This window comes from Mesorhizobium sp. BR1-1-15, assembly GCF_020165475.1.
Lineage (GTDB): Bacteria > Pseudomonadota > Alphaproteobacteria > Rhizobiales > Rhizobiaceae > Mesorhizobium.
This window is the reverse complement of record NZ_JAIUIF010000006.1, coordinates 117,202-132,845: the sequence shown is the minus strand read 5'-3', so window position 1 is coordinate 132,845 and position 15,644 is coordinate 117,202. Positions and strand designations below refer to the sequence as shown.

The 15,644-nt window shown below is 63.6% G+C and carries 14 protein-coding genes and 1 tRNA gene; 6 read left to right on the top strand and 9 right to left on the bottom strand.

The genetic code is table 11. The features are described 5' to 3' along the window. Window positions 1-32: 32 nt before the first annotated feature. Complete coding sequence (locus tag LB541_RS13230) at window positions 33-1,661, bottom strand: DNA alkylation response protein (protein WP_224618619.1); 1,629 nt, start codon at window positions 1,659-1,661, stop codon at window positions 33-35. Between the two features lie 149 nt (window positions 1,662-1,810). On the opposite strand from LB541_RS13230, the gene LB541_RS13225 reads away from it, so the two are divergent. The 4 genes from LB541_RS13225 to dprA are packed head-to-tail and all read left to right on the top strand — an operon-like array spanning window position 1,811 to window position 5,838. Further along, the gene (locus tag LB541_RS13225) at window positions 1,811-2,776 is read left to right on the top strand and encodes an aspartate carbamoyltransferase catalytic subunit (RefSeq protein WP_140525335.1); all 966 of its coding nucleotides are present in this window, start codon (window positions 1,811-1,813) and stop codon (window positions 2,774-2,776) included. Beyond that, window positions 2,773-4,059: a dihydroorotase gene (locus LB541_RS13220; protein ID WP_140557730.1), complete on the top strand. Its 1,287-nt coding sequence runs from the start codon at window positions 2,773-2,775 to the stop codon at window positions 4,057-4,059. Before LB541_RS13225 ends, LB541_RS13220 begins: the two co-directional genes overlap by 4 nt. Window positions 4,060-4,117: 58 nt before the next feature. Then, complete coding sequence (gene plsY / locus LB541_RS13215) at window positions 4,118-4,705, top strand: glycerol-3-phosphate 1-O-acyltransferase PlsY (protein ID WP_140515331.1); 588 nt, start codon at window positions 4,118-4,120, stop codon at window positions 4,703-4,705. Next, on the top strand, window positions 4,702-5,838 hold the full coding sequence (dprA, locus tag LB541_RS13210; protein WP_140625092.1) for a DNA-processing protein DprA: 1,137 nt from the start codon (window positions 4,702-4,704) through the stop codon (window positions 5,836-5,838). Before plsY ends, dprA begins: the two co-directional genes overlap by 4 nt. Before the next feature lie 9 nt (window positions 5,839-5,847). Here dprA and LB541_RS13205 read toward each other — a convergent pair whose 3' ends face one another. The 5 genes from LB541_RS13205 to LB541_RS13185 all read right to left on the bottom strand — a co-directional run bounded on the left by LB541_RS13205 (window position 5,848) and on the right by LB541_RS13185 (window position 12,029). After that, window positions 5,848-6,060 carry a hypothetical protein gene (locus tag LB541_RS13205; RefSeq protein ID WP_140656329.1) on the bottom strand — a complete coding sequence of 71 codons (213 nt, stop codon included), beginning with the start codon at window positions 6,058-6,060 and terminating at the stop codon, window positions 5,848-5,850. 50 nt (window positions 6,061-6,110) lie between these two features. Next, window positions 6,111-6,911: a trehalose-phosphatase gene (otsB, locus tag LB541_RS13200; protein WP_140656331.1), complete on the bottom strand. Its 801-nt coding sequence runs from the start codon at window positions 6,909-6,911 to the stop codon at window positions 6,111-6,113. Then, window positions 6,911-8,680: a trehalose-6-phosphate synthase gene (locus LB541_RS13195; RefSeq protein ID WP_224618617.1), complete on the bottom strand. Its 1,770-nt coding sequence runs from the start codon at window positions 8,678-8,680 to the stop codon at window positions 6,911-6,913. The genes otsB and LB541_RS13195 overlap by 1 nt, the downstream gene beginning before the upstream one ends. A gap of 82 nt (window positions 8,681-8,762) precedes the next feature. Continuing rightward, complete coding sequence (locus LB541_RS13190; protein ID WP_140525405.1) at window positions 8,763-10,925, bottom strand: amylo-alpha-1,6-glucosidase; 2,163 nt, start codon at window positions 10,923-10,925, stop codon at window positions 8,763-8,765. A 45-nt stretch (window positions 10,926-10,970) separates the two neighbouring features. Beyond that, window positions 10,971-12,029, bottom strand: a complete 1,059-nt coding sequence (locus LB541_RS13185) for a glycosyltransferase family 4 protein (protein WP_140564501.1) — start codon at window positions 12,027-12,029, stop codon at window positions 10,971-10,973. Between the two features lie 167 nt (window positions 12,030-12,196). Between LB541_RS13185 and LB541_RS13180 the strand changes: the two genes are divergently transcribed. After that, window positions 12,197-12,682, top strand: a complete 486-nt coding sequence (locus LB541_RS13180) for a hypothetical protein (protein WP_140525342.1) — start codon at window positions 12,197-12,199, stop codon at window positions 12,680-12,682. 1 nt (window position 12,683) lies between these two features. Here the strand turns inward: LB541_RS13180 and LB541_RS13175 are convergent. Further along, a tRNA-Lys gene (locus LB541_RS13175) sits at window positions 12,684-12,759 on the bottom strand. A 300-nt stretch (window positions 12,760-13,059) separates the two neighbouring features. Between LB541_RS13175 and LB541_RS13170 the strand changes: the two genes are divergently transcribed. Next, window positions 13,060-13,530 (top strand): BA14K family protein, encoded by a 471-nt coding sequence (locus tag LB541_RS13170; protein ID WP_140669967.1) that lies wholly within the window; start codon window positions 13,060-13,062, stop codon window positions 13,528-13,530. Between the two features lie 99 nt (window positions 13,531-13,629). On the opposite strand, the gene LB541_RS13165 is transcribed toward LB541_RS13170, so the two are convergent. Together LB541_RS13165 and glpK are read right to left on the bottom strand one after the other, a co-directional pair. Beyond that, the gene (locus LB541_RS13165) at window positions 13,630-14,097 is read right to left on the bottom strand and encodes a DUF6882 domain-containing protein (protein ID WP_140525344.1); all 468 of its coding nucleotides are present in this window, start codon (window positions 14,095-14,097) and stop codon (window positions 13,630-13,632) included. A gap of 27 nt (window positions 14,098-14,124) precedes the next feature. Next, a complete protein-coding gene (gene glpK / locus LB541_RS13160) occupies window positions 14,125-15,618 on the bottom strand; it encodes a glycerol kinase GlpK (RefSeq protein ID WP_224618615.1) in 1,494 nt (497 codons plus the stop codon). Window positions 15,619-15,644 lie beyond the last annotated feature (26 nt).

The window sequence follows — 15,644 nt, the reverse complement described above, 5'->3', positions numbered from 1 at the left end:
GGAATGACCAAGGCGTGGTCCATGGCTGCTGCTCAGGTGGTTGGCGGATAGAGCGTGTCGATGATCATGCGCGCATCATGGCGCGAATCGAGCATGCCGTAGGTGTTGCGCCACTGGCCCGCCAGCCGCGTCTCGACGAAGGCATCGGCGATCCGCCCTGCCCCCAACCGGCGCAATTCCGCCGCCGCCGCCGACAGCGCCAGTTGCTCCGTCAGCAGGCGGGCCGAGCCTTCGTCGGTCGCGGCGACTTGCATCGCCGCCTTCAGCACACCGATGGTGCCGCGTCCGCCCGCGCCCAGGTCGCGATCGATGCCGGCAAGCACCTCCTCGAACAGGCCCGGCGCGCGGCCAAGCACGCGCAGCACATCCAGCGCCATGACATTGCCCGATCCTTCCCAGATAGCGTTGACCGGAGCTTCGCGATAGTAGCGGGCGAGCGGCGCCTCCTCGACATAGCCGTTGCCGCCGAGGCATTCCATCGCCTCGTAGAGCAGCGGCGGCGCAATTTTGCAGACCCAATATTTGACGACCGGCGTCATGGCACGGGCAAAGGCCGCCTCGCCGCGATCGCTCGCCGCCTCGTCGAAGGAACGCGCCAGACGGAACGACAGCGCCGTGGCAGCGGCGACGTCGAGCGCCATGTCCGCCAGCACGCGCTGCATCAGCGGCTGCTCGATCAGGTTGGTGCCGAACACCTGGCGATGGCGGGCGTGATGAACGGCTTCGGCCAGACCCGCCCGCATGATCGCCGAAGACGCCACGGCGCAGTCGAGCCGGGTCAAGGTCACCATGTCCATGATCGTCTTCACGCCGGCGCCCGGCTCGCCGACCATCTCACCGATCGCGTTGACGAACTCCACCTCGGAAGACGCATTCGACCGGTTGCCGAGCTTGTCCTTCAGGCGCTGGAAACGGAAGCCGTTGCCCGAGCCGTCGCCAAGGACGCGCGGCACGAGGAAGCACGACAATCCCTCCGGCGCCTGCGCCAGTACCAGGAATGCATCCGACATCGGCGCCGACATGAACCATTTATGGCCGGTCAGGCGATAGAAGCCGCTGCCGACGCGCTCGGCCTTCGTTACATTGGCGCGCACATCCGTGCCGCCCTGTTTCTCGGTCATGCCCATGCCAAGCGTAAGCCCGGTCTTCTCGACCGGCGGCTTTTGGCTCTGATCGTATTTGCGCGTCGTCACGCGCGGCGCCCACTCGCGGAACAGTTTCGGGCTCGCCATCAGCGCTGCCAGCGAAGCGCTGGTCATGGTGATGGGACACAGATGTCCGGTCTCGAGTTCGGCCGTCACGTAGAACCGGGCCGCGCGCACCTGATGGCGGCGGCCGATCTCGGCATCGCCGTTCTCCCAGACCGAGGAGTGCAGCCCGTTGGCTACGGAACGGCGCATCAAAGCGTGATAGGCGGGGTGAAACTCGACCAGATCGATGCGCCGGCCCTGGCGATCATGCGTCCTGAGCCTCGGCGTTTCGACATTGGCGAGGCGGGCCAGTTCCTGGGCCTCCTGCGTCAGCACGAAGCGGCCGAGCCCGTCGAGATCCTTGCGCACCGGATCGGAAAAGCGCTCGGCAAGCTGGATCAGCAACGGATCGCCCCGCCAGGCGTTGCCGCCTGTCAGCGGCGGCGGCTGGTTCGTCACGTCGTCGGTCACGCTTCATCCTTACTGCCAGGCGGCTACGAATCCGGAGCCATCGGCTAGATATAGCCCATGGCGCGCGACGAAAATACCGGGGAGAACAGCCGCAATCCAAAGCTGGCGCTTGCAGCCATGGAACGTCCACCCTATAGCAGCCCCTTGAGATGACCGACGCTTCGTCCCTGCCACTCTATCCCCACCGCCATCTTCTGGGCATCCGCGATCTTTCCCCCGCCGACATCGAGCTTCTGCTCGACAGGGCGGACCGGGCTGTCGCGATCTCGCGGCAATCCGAGAAGAAAACCTCGACACTGCGCGGCCGCACCCAGATCAACCTTTTCTACGAAGCCTCAACGCGGACGCAGTCGTCGTTCGAACTGGCCGGAAAGCGTCTCGGCGCCGACGTCATGAACATGTCGGTGGCGAGTTCCTCGGTGAAGAAGGGCGAGACGCTCATCGACACGGCCATGACGCTGAACGCCATGCGGCCCGACATATTGATCATCCGCCACCAGTCGGCCGGTGCGGCCGCCCTCCTGGCGCAGAAGGTCGGCTGCTCCGTGGTCAATGCGGGGGACGGCGCGCACGAGCACCCCACACAGGCGCTGCTTGACGCGCTGACCATCCGTCGCGCCAAGGGTCCGCTGTCGAAACTGATCGTGGCGATCTGCGGCGACATCCTGCATTCGCGCGTCGCCCGCTCCAACATCATGCTGCTCAATGCGCTCGGCGCGCAGGTGCGCGTCGTCGCACCCTCGACGCTGCTGCCTGCGGGCATCGACAGGATGGGTGTGATCGTCACCGGCTCAATGGCCGAGGGCCTGAAAGATGCCGACGTGGTGATGATGCTGCGCCTGCAGCGCGAGCGAATGGAAGGCGCCTTCGTGCCTTCGGTGCGCGAATATTTCCGCTATTTCGGCCTCGACGCCGAGAAGCTGAAGGCCGCGAAAGACGATGCGCTGGTGATGCATCCGGGCCCGATGAACCGTGGCGTCGAGATCGCTTCGGAAATCGCCGACGGCCCGCAGAGCGTCATCCAGGAACAGGTCGAGATGGGCGTCGCCGTGCGCATGGCGGTGATGGAAGCGCTGCTCGATCCGCGCCGCAACCATGAGGGCCGCGGCGCATGACCATTACGGTGTTCGAGCGCGCCCGCATCATCGACCCCTCGCGCGGCGTAGACGAGACCGGGACGGTCATCGTCGATGGGAAGAAGATAGCCGCCGCCGGCAAGGCTGCGCTGAACCAGGGGGCGCCCGAGGGCGCCACCATCGTCGACTGCGCCGGCAAGGCGGTGATTCCAGGCCTGATCGACGGCCGCGTCTTCATCGGCGAACCGGGCGGCGAACATCGCGAAACGATCGCGTCGGCAAGTGTCGCCGCGGCTGCCGGCGGCGTCACCTCGATCGTCATGATGCCCGATACCGATCCGGTCATCGACAATGTGGCCCTGGTCGAATTCGTGCTGCGCACCGCCAAGGACACGGCAATCGTGAATATTTTCCCGGCCGCCGCCATCACCAAGGGCCTCGATGGCCGCGAGATGACCGAATTCGGCCTGCTGCGAGAGGCCGGCGCCGCCGCCTTCACCGACGGCCGCCACACCATATCAAGCGCGCTGGTGATGCGCCGGGCGCTGACCTATGCCCGCGATTTCGGCGCAACCATCGTGCACGAGACCCAGGATGCCGACCTCGCGTCGTCGGGCGTGATGAACGAGGGACTCTACGCCAGCTGGCTAGGACTTTCCGGCATTCCGCGTGAGGCCGAAACCATCCCGCTGGAGCGCGACCTTGCCCTGGCGCGCCTGACGCGCGGTTCCTACCACGCGGCAAAGATATCGACGGCGATGGCGGCGGCATCGGTGGCGCGCGCGAAGGCCGACGGCGCGACCGTCACATCGGGCGTATCGATCCACAATCTGTCACTCAACGAAAACGATGTCGGGGAATACCGGACCTTCTTCCGCCTGACGCCGCCGCTGCGCGCCGAGGAAGACCGTCTGGCGATGATCGAAGCGATCAGGGATGGCACGGTCGACATCATCGTCTCCTCGCACGATCCGCAGGACGTCGACACCAAGCGCCTGCCCTTCGCCGACGCGGCAGCCGGCGCCATCGGGCTGGAAACGTTGCTGGGCGCGGCCTTGCGGCTCTACCACAATGGCGACGTGCCGTTGTTGCGGCTGATCGAGACCTTGTCCACGGCGCCGGCACGGCTGTTCGGCCTGCCCGGCGGCACGCTTAAGCCCGGCGCTCTCGCGGACCTTGCGCTTGTCGATCTGGATGAACCCTGGATCGTCAGCGAAAGCGGCATCCGCTCGCGCTCGAAGAACACCTGTTTCGAAGGCGCGCGCCTGCAAGGCAAGGTCTTGCAAACGCTGGTGGCGGGCCGCACAGTGTTCTCGGTCTGAGCGGGCGGCGGCGCATCGCGCCGGATTCAGCCCGTCAGGGGGAAATGCGGGGGGAACAATGACTTACAACCTGATCCCGGCGCTGGTGCTCGGCTATTTCTTGGGCTCGATTCCGTTCGGGCTTCTGCTGACCCGTGCGGCAGGGCTTGGCGACGTGCGCCAGATCGGCTCCGGCAACATCGGCGCGACAAATGTGCTACGCACCGGCAACAAGGGCCTTGCCGCGGCCACGCTGCTGCTCGACGCGCTGAAGGGCACGGCCGCGGTGCTGATCGCGGGCCATTTCGCGCCCGAACTCGGCGCTTGGGCCGGCCTTGGCGCCTTCCTCGGCCATCTCTTCCCGATCTGGCTCGGATTCAAGGGAGGCAAGGGCGTGGCCACCTATCTCGGCGTGCTGATCGGCCTTGCCTGGCAGGTGGCGCTGATCTTCGCCATCGTCTGGCTGGCCATGGCATTCCTGTTCCGCTACTCCTCGCTTGCAGCGCTGACGGCCGCGGTCGCCGTGCCGATCGCCCTCTATTTCCTGAGCACACCGCAGATTGCCGCATTGTTCGTCGTGATGAGCCTGATCGTCTTCATCAAGCACCGGGCCAACATTTCACGCCTGCTTGCCGGCACCGAGGGCAAAATCGGGGCGAAGGAGTGAGCAAGCCGCTCGCCGGACCGCGCCTCAGCGACCGGCAGCGGTTGAGTTGGCTGCGGCTGATCCGCACCCAGAATGTAGGTCCTGCCTCCTTTCGCGACCTGATCAACCGCTTCGGTTCGGCCGAAGTCGCGCTGGAAATGCTGCCGGAACTGATGATTTCGGGCGGCGCCATCAGGGTCGCCCGCATTCCCTCGATCGCCGAGGCCGAAGCGGAACTGGAGGCCGCAAGGCGGGCAGGCGCCCGCTTTGTCGGTATCGGCGAGCCGGACTATCCCGCCCTGTTGAAAAACATGGACCATCCGCCGCCGCTGCTGGCGGTGAAAGGCGAAGGCGCGGTGTTCCGGCTGCCCGCGGTGGCTATCGTCGGCGCCCGCAACGCCTCGCTCGCCGGCATCAAGATGGCGCGCATGCTGGCGACCGACCTTGGCCGCGACGGTTACGCCATCATCTCCGGCCTCGCGCGCGGCATCGACACTTCAGCACATCAGGGCAGCCTCTCGACCGGCACGATCGGCGTGCTGGCCGGAGGCCTCGATCTGCCCTACCCGCCTGAGAATGCCGGCCTGTGCGACGAGATCGTCGAGCGCGGCGGCGCCATCATTTCGGAGATGCCGTTCGGCTGGCAGCCGCGTGCGCAGGATTTTCCGCGCCGCAACCGCCTCGTCGCGGGCGCGGCAGTCGGTCTGGTGGTGGTCGAGGCGGCGCAGCGTTCCGGATCCCTGATCAGCGCCAGGCTCGCAGGCGAAATGGGCCGGCTGGTCTTCGCCGTACCCGGCTCGCCGCTTGATCCACGCGCCGCCGGCACCAATGGCCTGCTCAAGGACGGTGCCACCTTGGTCACCGAAGCCGCCGACATTCACAGGGCAATCGCGCCGCTGACCGGTTTGCGGGCCCCCGAACTGCCGCCCTTTGAAGATCCCCCCGATTTCTCGGCCACGCCGCCACCCGGCGAAAACGACCGCGCCAGGGTGACCGAAGCGCTCGGCCCGACGCCGGTGGCGATCGACGAGATCATCCGCCACACCGGCCTGCATCCGGCCCAGGTGTTCATGGTGCTCCTGGAGCTCGACCTCGCCGGCCGGCTCGAACGGCATGCCGGCGGCAATGTCTCGCTGGTCTTCGCGGAAGGCTGACAGCCTCCGTCAGTGGTGATCGCGCTTCTTCTGTTCGGTCTCGGTATAGTCGGGCGTGTTTGCGCCGAACAGGTCCCTCTCGACGGCCTTTCGCCAGACGGCGTCGGCATCTTCGGGACGTGATGGATCGAAAGTTGTCTCGGTGTCCTGCATACGCCGGCGCGAACGCCGCCAGAGCCATGCGGGCATGATCTCGTGAATGAGGCTGGTGAACTGGACCATTGATCAACTCCTGAAACCCGTTCTTAAAAGACGCAAAATGCGTTGCGGCCTCAACTCCGGACAGGGGACTGGACCGCCTCCTCAAACCGGCCCGTGCCGGATCGGTCGTGGCATAGGGATTCGAGCCAGGCCAGGGTCTCGGCGACATCGGCCAGCGCGTGGCGCGCCACGGTTTTCCCTTGCGGTTTGATGCGGACCGAAATGCCATCCATTTCATTGACGGCTTCGAAGCCGTTCTCATCCGACGTGTCGTCTCCGAGGAATACGGGAATCCGCCCCCGGAAAGCCGGCAACTCGCAGAAACGCCTGATTGCCGCTCCCTTGGCCGCCTCGAGCGGCATCAGTTCCACCCCGGCATTGCCGGCAAGAACCCGATATCCTCGCGGAAGCCGCTCCAGGGCCTGTTCGACCAGTTGCGTCGCCCGTTGCAGCAACTGCGGCGCCGCACGCGTATGAATGGCCAGGATCGGGCCCTTGCGCTCGATATAGACATCCACATTGTCCAGTTCCGCCTCGATTTCCTCGGCAAGCGCGGCAATGTCGGCGGGCTCGTCGGCCGCCTCGACGGGCCCGTCACGGACAAGCCGGTGCTCCAGGCCGTATAGACCCGCAGCCGGCAGGCGCAACGGCTGGAAGAGCCGGTCGACGGCGGAAACGGATCTTCCTGTAATGAAAGCCAGAGCGCCAGCCAGACGCCCGTCCAGCCTTGTCAGCATGCTTCGCAACGCATCACCGACGACCACCGCGTCGGGATGCGCGGCATGTTCCAGAAGCGTACCGTCAATGTCCAGGAAGAGTGCCCATCGGCCTTGCGGGACGGTCGGCACGGACAGATTTGCCGATCCCGACATCACAGCGCCGCGACCCGTTTGCGATCAAGCAGCGATATCACATTGGCCGCGGCAACGGAGCCCGGCCCGGCGGGGTCGATCGCGATTCGCTTGCGCAAGCGGGCGGCGTCGAGAAGCATGCTGCCCGCCCAGCGATAGACATTGTTGTCGCGGACGATCTCGCGCATGCGCTGCATGCGCTGGCGCTGCTCGGCGGGCACCATGGTCAATGCCTGCAGCAACGCCTCGGCCATCATCGTCGCGTCGTAAGGATTGACGATCAGTGCCTCGAGAAGCTCCTTGGAAGCGCCGGCAAACATGCTGAGCATCAGCACGCCCTGCTCGTCGTCACGTGCGGCGACAAATTCCTTGGCGACCAGGTTCATTCCGTCGTGCAGGCTGGTCACCATGCAGACATCGGCGGCTCGGTAGATTTCGTAGACCTGCTCCTGGGAATGGTGTTCAGCCACCATCAAGACAGGCGTGTAGCCGTCCCGGCCATAACGCTCGTTGAGCTCCGCCGCGCAACGCAGGCATTCCTCGTGCAGTTGCTGGTAGGCCGGCAAGGTTCCACGGCTTGGCGCCGCGATCTGCAGGAAGGCCACCTGGCCGATCCACTCCGGGTGTTGCTTGAACAGTTCGTCCAATGCATGAAACCGGTCGAGAATGCCTTTCGTATAATCGAGGCGCTCGACGCCGACACAGAGGCTGACATTGTCCGCCAGCCCGAATTTTTCGCGAATTCGCGCGCGGCACTGCGCGATGGCGGGCAATTTCCCGAGTTGAGCCGGCGGCCACTCTATCGAGATCGGATAGGCGTGGACCAGGCTGGTCTGGCCGCCATAGGAGATCGCCGAATCCTCGCGCTCGATCCTGCTTTCCAGGAAGCGGTCGACGCTCTCGATGAAGTTGTTGCAGTGGAACTGCGTATGAAAGCCGATGATAGAGCTCCCCAGCAGGCCGTCCAGGATCTTTTCCCGCCAGGGGCAGATGCTGAAGACTTCCGAATTTGGCCACGGAATGTGCCAGAAGGTGATGATGATCGCATCGGGCAGGCGTTCCCGGATCATTCGCGGCAGCAGCGCGAAATGATAGTCCTGGACGAGGACGATCGGGCGTTCGTTCCGCGCTTCGGCAACGACGGTATCGGCGAATTTGCGATTGACGGCTTCGTACGTTTCCCAGTCGGACGTGCGGAAGACGGGCCGCGTAAAGGCTATGTGGCACAGGGGCCAGAGACCCTCATTGGCAAAGCCCAGATAATAGCCTTGCTGTTCCTCGTCGGTCAGCCAGACACGGCGCAACGTGTAGGATGGGTTCTCAGGTGGGACCTCGATGCGGTCGTTCTGGTCGACGACGAGATGATCCGCCGAGCCGCCGCCATAGGCTATCCAGGTCCCCGCGCAGGCACGGGTGATCGGCTCCAGCGCCGAGACAAGTCCACTGGCCGGCACAACCAGGTCGACATTGTCGTCCCTGAGATTGTGAATGTAGGGCTCGCGGTTGGAGACGACGATCACTTGCGCGTCCGGCAGTTCCTTTGCCAGTATTTCGCGCAGTGTCGAGGGTGACCAGTTGACGAGCGCCGCGTCGGCGGAATGGCCATTCTTTTCGAACTCCCGCAATACGACGCGAGCCGGTGGAGGCTCGACATTCGCCGGCTCCGACGGGGTCCGGCGGGATCGCAGCGCGGAAATCACCAAGGCAACAAGGGAAACGCAGAGGCTGGCAAGAATGACGAACCATAGAGCGGAGGCAGAGTGGAGGAAGTCAAAATTGTTGTCTGGCATCGATGTGAATTGCTCCGGCCTAGGTCGCGCCTCTCCGCGGGGGAGATGGTGCAACGCACGTCGCCGGTGATGGTTCCGGTTTTTAGCTGCGCACGATCAAAGGCGCCAACCCTTCATGGCGGTCGGCCAGGAACGCGCCCACACGATCTCCTACACGCTGGAACGTCAGGTCGACTGCCGTGCCCGCCACCGCGAGATGGCGGATGACCAGGCTGTCGATGCCGATTGGCAGGCGCGGCCTTGTGACATGGATTTCGCCGGCCCAGCCGTCGATATGGAGGCCCAGACAGGCCTGCATCAGCATGAAGGCGGAACCTGCCGACCAGGCCTGCGGCAGGCAAGCGACCGGATACGCGATCGGCGCCTCGCCCGGTGCGCGGGTGAAGCCGCAGAAAAGTTCGGGCAGGCGCATGTTGAAATGGACGGCGGATTCGAACGTCCCGCTCATCAGCCGCACCACATTGTCGCGAATGCCGTACCGCGCAAGGCCTGCCGCGCATATCGCCGTGTCGTGCGGCCAGATGGAGCCATTGTGATACGACATGGGATTGAAGAATATCGCGTCGTCGGCGAGCGTCCTCAATCCCCAGCCGGAGTGAAAAGAAGCCGACAGCAACTGATCGGCGACGATCCGCGCCCGATCCGGATCCGGAAGCCCCACATAGAGCAGATGTCCAGCATTGGACGTGCGCACCTCGCATGGTCGGCCGTCGCCATCGAGCGCCAGCGCGTAGTAACCCAGCTCTTCGATCCAGAAATGACTTTCAACCCGCCGGCGGATCTCTTCGGCCCGCCTTTCCCAGCCTTCCGCCTTTTCTGTCTCGCCTCGCCGGCGAGCCAGTCTCGCCAGCCCCTGGAACGCCGCGAAGACGTAGCCCTGCACCTCGACCAGCGCGATCGGCCCCTTCGGGATACGACCGTCCGCATGAAAGACCGAATCAAAGCTGTCCTTCCATCCCTGGTTGGCAAGGCCTGACTCCGCCGCACGCCGGTAGGTGACGAATCCGGTCGAAGCGCTTGCCGCCTCGATCCATTCGGCGGCTGCACATAGCGACTGCCACAGGCCGTCGATAAAGACCATGTCGCCGGTGCGGTCCGCGTAAGCGCAGGCGAGATGAACGTAGAGCGGGGTGGTGTCGACGCCGCCATAGTAGCGGCCGAACGGCAACTCGCTCAGCGCCGTCATTTCACCTTTGCGCGTTTCATGCATGATCTTGCCGGGCTGAGAGTCGCTGAAGGGCGAGGTTTCGGTCGCCTGATGTTGAGCGAGAAAGGCAAGCACGCCGCGCGCCAGGCCGGGATTGAGCCAGAGCATCTGCAACGCCGAGATCACGCCGTCTCTGCCGAAGGCCGTCGAGAACCACGGAATGCCGGCATAGGGATAAGGGCCGGTCGCAAGTTCGGTGGTGAGCAGCGCCACATCGGCACGGGCGCGCTCCATCCAGTCGTTGAACACCCTGCCCGAACTGTGCAGCGTCGCGCCATGGCGGCGCTTGGCGCGCATGCCGAAACGCGCGCGCGCCGCTGCGGCGCGAAACCGGTCGCGGTCGGGCACATCGGCCATCTCGCTGCCGACCTCGACATACAGTGTCTTGCGGCTGCGTTTGGTGACTGCAATGAAGAAATCCGCCCGGTCGGAGGTCAATTCGTCGGGTTTCTGCGAAAACGATATCGTCGACGTACGCACCACCTTGTCCAGGCCTTCATAGCGAAGCAGAACCGAGTTCTGGTCCATCTCGGCGGTATGGGCGGTGCCTCGTTTGGCGCGTGTCGAGCCACGAACTTCGAACATGTCGCGGAAATCGGCGGCGAAGCGCAGCGAAAGCAGGACGGTCGAATGTTCCTGGCTGTAGTTGGAAAGGGTCAGGCGCTCATACAGCCGGTCCTCCCACAGCAGCCTGACACGCTCGATGTGGATCGCTCCTTGCGGGATGGGACGGCCGCCGGCACTCTCTATAGGCAGATTGGTCAGGTTGGAGGTGAACAGGACATTGTCCTGGCTCAGCGATGCGCCCAGCAACGACGTCGAACGACCGCCCACCGCGAGGCGGAATTCGGAAAGCACGCGCGTGTCGTCGCGGAAGAAGCCGTCGCCCACACCGCGTATGTCGCCATAGGAATCGGCGACGGCGAAGCAGTCGCCATGCTTGAGTGCGAAGAGCCGGTGCGGTTCCCTCGGCGCGGTTTCGTCCAGGGAGGCCAGGGCTATTGCGGGATCAAGCTTGCGCTCGTCAAGTTGGGTGATGGTCAAGAAGACTGTCCCGTGCTTGTTTCTGAACGGGGCACTGTACTAGGAAGCCCTGATTTGTTGAGTGTCGATCGCCTGTGAATAGGTGGCGACATAGTCGCGCGCCATGCGGTCGGCCGAGAACCGTCCTTCGAAAACGGCCCTTATCCGGCGCCTGTCGAGCTGAAGCAGGGCCGGCATGGTGGCGACGGCATCCTCGAGGGTTTCGACGACGAAGCCGGTCACACCGTGATCGATGATCTCGGGCATGGCGCCGCAGCTCCAAGCCATGACAGGGGTTCCGCAGGCCATCGCCTCGATTACCGCCAGACCAAAAGGCTCGGGCCAGTCGATGGGGAACAGCAAGGCAGCGGCATTGCCGAGAAACCTGCTCTTCTGGTCCTCGCTGATCTCGCCGACATATTCGACCCGATCGCCATCGATCAGCGGCTGGACGACCTCCTCGAAATAGGCCCGGTCGCCGTCGCCCACCTTGGCCGCGAGCTTGAGCCTCAGGCCCGTGCGCCTGGCAATCTCGATCGCCCGGTCCGGCCGCTTGTCGCGCGACATCCTGCCGAGGAACGCCAGATATGTGCCGTCGGAGCCGGCTTCAAAATCCGGCCTATAGAGATCGAGCGGCAGCCCATGATGGATGGTCGCCAACCAGTTGGCGGACGCGAGCCTCGTCCTCTGGCTGCGTGAAATGGAAATCATCGGAAAACGCGGGAACCGCTCATAGGCCTGTGCCAGATCCACATAGTCCAGCCTGCCATGCGGCGTCGTCACCGTGCGCTCCGGCATATGGCGGAAAAACGGGAAATGCAGGAAGTGGCTGAGATGGAAGTGAAGAATGTCGAAATCGTCGGCCTGTCTCCTGACTTCCTCGAGCATCGAAAGATGCGCCGCGATCTCCGACTTCAACGGCCGGGGATCGAGGCGCAGCGCCCGTTCCCGGCACGCGACCAGCCGGGCGGAGGTCCTGGTATCGCCGCTGGCAAACAACGTTACATCGTGGCCGAGCCCGACCAGAGCTTCGGTGAGATAGGAGATGATGCGTTCGGTGCCTCCATAGAGCCTTGGCGGCACGGATTCATACAGCGGCGCGATATGGGCGATCTTCATTGGCCTGCGTTCCCTCAATAAGCTGGTCAAAGGCAAAAATGCATCAGCGGCGCGATCGTTCCTCCGCCATCGGCAGATGCGTCATTTCTCATGTTTGATGTTCTTCCGGGCGGCCCTATCTCTTTAGGTGCTGCTCCTGCGCGCCATGACGACCCGAGGAGGTTCCGATGCAGCAATCAAAGGACATTGCAGCCCGCCGGCTTGACATGATCATCGAACAATATGTCGAAGCTAGAAAACAGCGCTTCGGCTATGTTTCGACGGACCAGGCCGCCAGGGTGATTCACAGAATCCTGAAACCCACGCCTTCCGACCGCAGCTTTTCGGACCACGAACTCGACGACATGGTCGCGGCCCTCGCCGTCAAGAACGGGTTGGCCGTCGTCTTTGACCGCGGCATCAGAGGATCGGTCGGCGGCACCGAGGCGGAGCTGGACAGAAAGGATCCGACCATGAGAGCACCAGCGGAAGGCCCCGACGTTGCCGGCGCGGTGGACGCGATCCTGATTCAGCAAAAAACCGCCCCGCTTTCGATGAGCGCGATGATCTCCCTGCTGCGCCAACGCACCGGCACCACCCGATCGGACGCGGATCTGGAAGGACTGATCGCCAAAAAAGCCGCTGTCCTGAACGTGCATTTGTCACGGGACTGAGTGGTGAGCGCGTCGGGGTTCGAACCCGAGACCTACTGATTAAAAGTCAGTTGCTCTACCGGCTGAGCTACGCGCTCCCGTGGGCTGGAAACGGCGCCCTCGAAATTGCGCGGAACATAGGGAGAGTGCCTCGACCGGTCAACCGGAAAAAACGGGGCCACCAAGCCATGCGTTCCCGCCGTGCCGGCTCTCCCGGCCGACCGTTTCGGCAAGGACATGCCGAACCTTTGCCAGCCAGGCGAAGACCCTGTGGCCTCCATCGATCCCAAACCGGAGAAACATTACAAATCAGCAACTTGCCTTTTTTTCCAGGAACAATTCGCGAGCGTGTCCGTTTCCTCCGCCACAAGGGACGTCAACCTCTCAAGGAGAAGATCATGAACAAAGTCCTGTCGGGTTTGCTGGCGACCACACTGTCAGCTTCGTTCGCAGTGGCGGCGGCCATGCCGGTCGAAGCCGCACCGGCCTATGTGCCGCAGCCTGCATCGGTCTCGTCCGATGTCCAGACCGTGCAGTACAGGCCCTGGGAGCGGCGCCGTAACTTCCGCGGCGAGTTTCGCGGCAACCGCAACTTCTACCGCGACAACCGCGGAGCCTACTGGAACGGCCATCGCGGCTACCGTGAATATCGCCCGGGCTATCGCCGTCACGGCGATTTCTGGTTCCCGCTGGCTGCTTTCGCCACTGGCGCGCTGATAACCGGCGCGATCGCCAACAACCGGAACCGCGTCTATGAAGGCAATTCGCATGTGCAGTGGTGCTATGACCGTTACCGTTCCTACCGCGCATCCGACAACACGTTCCAGCCGTATAACGGCCCGCGCCAGCAGTGCATTTCACCCTACTGATGGGCGACAGTGTTCGTCAGAGGGATAGAAAGTCAAAGCCCGTGCCGGAAATGGCGCGGGCTTTCTGTCGTGCGAGGACGGTCCCCGGGCAGGCTGTGATCAGCTGGCCCAATTAATGGTCTTGAAGATATAATAAAGTGCGCCACCTTCACCACGGGGTGATCGGTACGCTCCGACGGCATCGCAAATTCGAACCGTGACGGCCGCCAATTCCCAACCCAGCACTTCCAGCTGATCCCCATCTATCACGTAAGCCTGAGCCAGTTCGTCAATGCCGTTCTTCTCGCCGAAGAACCGAACCAGCTTTGCATCTCTAAGAAGACTATCGGGCAGATTTGAATTTGCCCACGCCCAGAGCCAGTTCTGTGCCTTGACATTCGTGGAACCGGCGATCTGGATTTCGGTGATCACCTTGATCGCTCCGTCCTTGGAGAACAAGAGCTTTCCGTTGCTCAAGTCATAGCGCGACCAGTGGCCGATGCGGAATTCTTCCTCCAAGCGCTTATTCTTGGCCTCAAGTTGTTTGATAGCCTCGGCGCGCCAAGCAGAGTACCAGTTTGGCTTCATTTCCCCCTCGCCCGATCTGACTGTTGGTTATGGCACGCTCAGCGTCCTGCGAACAGCATCGCGCCACCCCGCCAGCTTGGCCGAGCGTACCGCTGGTTCCATGTCCGGTCTGAAGCGCCGGTCGAGCGCCCATGTCTTGGCGAATTCCCGCGCCTTCGGCCACACGCCCGCCTTCGAGCCGGCGAGCCAGGCGGCACCGAGCGCGGTTGTCTCCAGAATGGTCGGACGGTCGACCGGAGCGTCGAGAATGTCGGCCAGTCGTTGCATGGTCCAGTCGGATGCCACCATGCCACCATCGACCCGAAGCACCGTCTTGGCCGCCGTACCCTTCCAATCCTTGCGCATGGCATCGAGCAGGTCGCGCGTCTGGTAGGCCACGGATTCGAGCGCGGCGCGGGCAAACTCCGGCGGCCCCGAATTGCGGGTCAGGCCGAAGATCGCGCCCCGCGCCTCGGCATCCCAGTGGGGCGCGCCGAGCCCGACAAAGGCCGGCACCAGATACACGTCCTGGGTCGGATCGGCCTCGGCCGCCAGCTTGCCGCTCTGTTCGGCCTTGCCGATCACCTTGATGCCGTCGCGCAACCACTGCACGGCGGCGCCGGCGATGAAGATCGATCCTTCCAGCGCATAGGTGGTCTTGCCGTTCAGCCGATAGGCAATCGTGGTCAACAGCCGGTTCTTCGAGCGCACCAGGTCGGTGCCGGTGTTGAGCAGCGCGAAACAGCCGGTGCCGTAGGTCGATTTCATCATGCCGGGCTCGAAACAGGCCTGGCCGATGGTCGCGGCATGCTGATCGCCGGCAACGCCGAGGATCCTTATCTCGGCGCCAAAGAGATTTTTCTCCGTGATTCCAAAATCATCGGCGCAGTCCTTCACCTCGGGGAGCATCCTTGCCGGGATGTTCAGGATGGCCAGCAACTCGTCGTCCCACGCATTCTTCTCGATGTTGTAGACCAGCGTGCGGGAGGCGTTTGTGGCGTCGGTGGCATGCACCTTGCCGCTGGTCAGGCGCCAGATCAGGAAACTGTCGATGGTGCCGGCCAGCAATTCACCTTTCTCGGCGCGTTTCCTGGCGCCTTTCACCTTGTCCAGGATCCAGGCGATCTTGGTGCCGGAGAAATACGGATCGAGCAGCAGGCCGGTCTTCCTGGTGAAGGTCTTTTCCAATCCCTGCTTCTTCAGCTTCCGGCATAGCGGCGCGGTGCGCCGGTCCTGCCAGACGATGGCGTTGTGGATCGGCTTGCCGGTCGCCCTGTCCCAGATGACGACCGTCTCGCGCTGGTTGGTGATGCCGAGCGCGGCGACGTCCGATGCCTCCCGCCCGGCATTCTTCAATGCGCCCTTCACGGTCGCCACGACGCTGGCCCAGATATCTTCCGGATCATGCTCGACCCAGCCGGAAGCAGGATAGTGCTGGGTGAATTCTTGCTGGCTGCTGCCGACGACTTTCATGTCGCCGTCGAACAGAATCGACCGGCTCGATGTCGTGCCTTGGTCGATTGCCAGGACAAAGCCATTCATTCGCACTTCCTCCGTCACGACACAAA

Bases quoted from the DNA above. Each gene is read 5' to 3' on its own strand.
- LB541_RS13225 (WP_140525335.1), top strand. From the start codon at position 1,811: ATGACCGACGCTTCGTCCCTGCCACTCTATCCCCACCGCCATCTTCTG.
- LB541_RS13220 (WP_140557730.1), top strand. From the start codon at position 2,773: ATGACCATTACGGTGTTCGAGCGCGCCCGCATCATCGACCCCTCGCGC.
- plsY (WP_140515331.1), top strand. From the start codon at position 4,118: ATGACTTACAACCTGATCCCGGCGCTGGTGCTCGGCTATTTCTTGGGC.
- LB541_RS13205 (WP_140656329.1), bottom strand. From the start codon at position 6,060: ATGGTCCAGTTCACCAGCCTCATTCACGAGATCATGCCCGCATGGCTC.
- otsB (WP_140656331.1), bottom strand. From the start codon at position 6,911: ATGTCGGGATCGGCAAATCTGTCCGTGCCGACCGTCCCGCAAGGCCGA.
- LB541_RS13195 (WP_224618617.1), bottom strand. From the start codon at position 8,680: ATGCCAGACAACAATTTTGACTTCCTCCACTCTGCCTCCGCTCTATGG.
- LB541_RS13185 (WP_140564501.1), bottom strand. From the start codon at position 12,029: ATGAAGATCGCCCATATCGCGCCGCTGTATGAATCCGTGCCGCCAAGG.
- LB541_RS13180 (WP_140525342.1), top strand. From the start codon at position 12,197: ATGCAGCAATCAAAGGACATTGCAGCCCGCCGGCTTGACATGATCATC.
- LB541_RS13170 (WP_140669967.1), top strand. From the start codon at position 13,060: ATGAACAAAGTCCTGTCGGGTTTGCTGGCGACCACACTGTCAGCTTCG.
- LB541_RS13165 (WP_140525344.1), bottom strand. From the start codon at position 14,097: ATGAAGCCAAACTGGTACTCTGCTTGGCGCGCCGAGGCTATCAAACAA.
- glpK (WP_224618615.1), bottom strand. From the start codon at position 15,618: ATGAATGGCTTTGTCCTGGCAATCGACCAAGGCACGACATCGAGCCGG.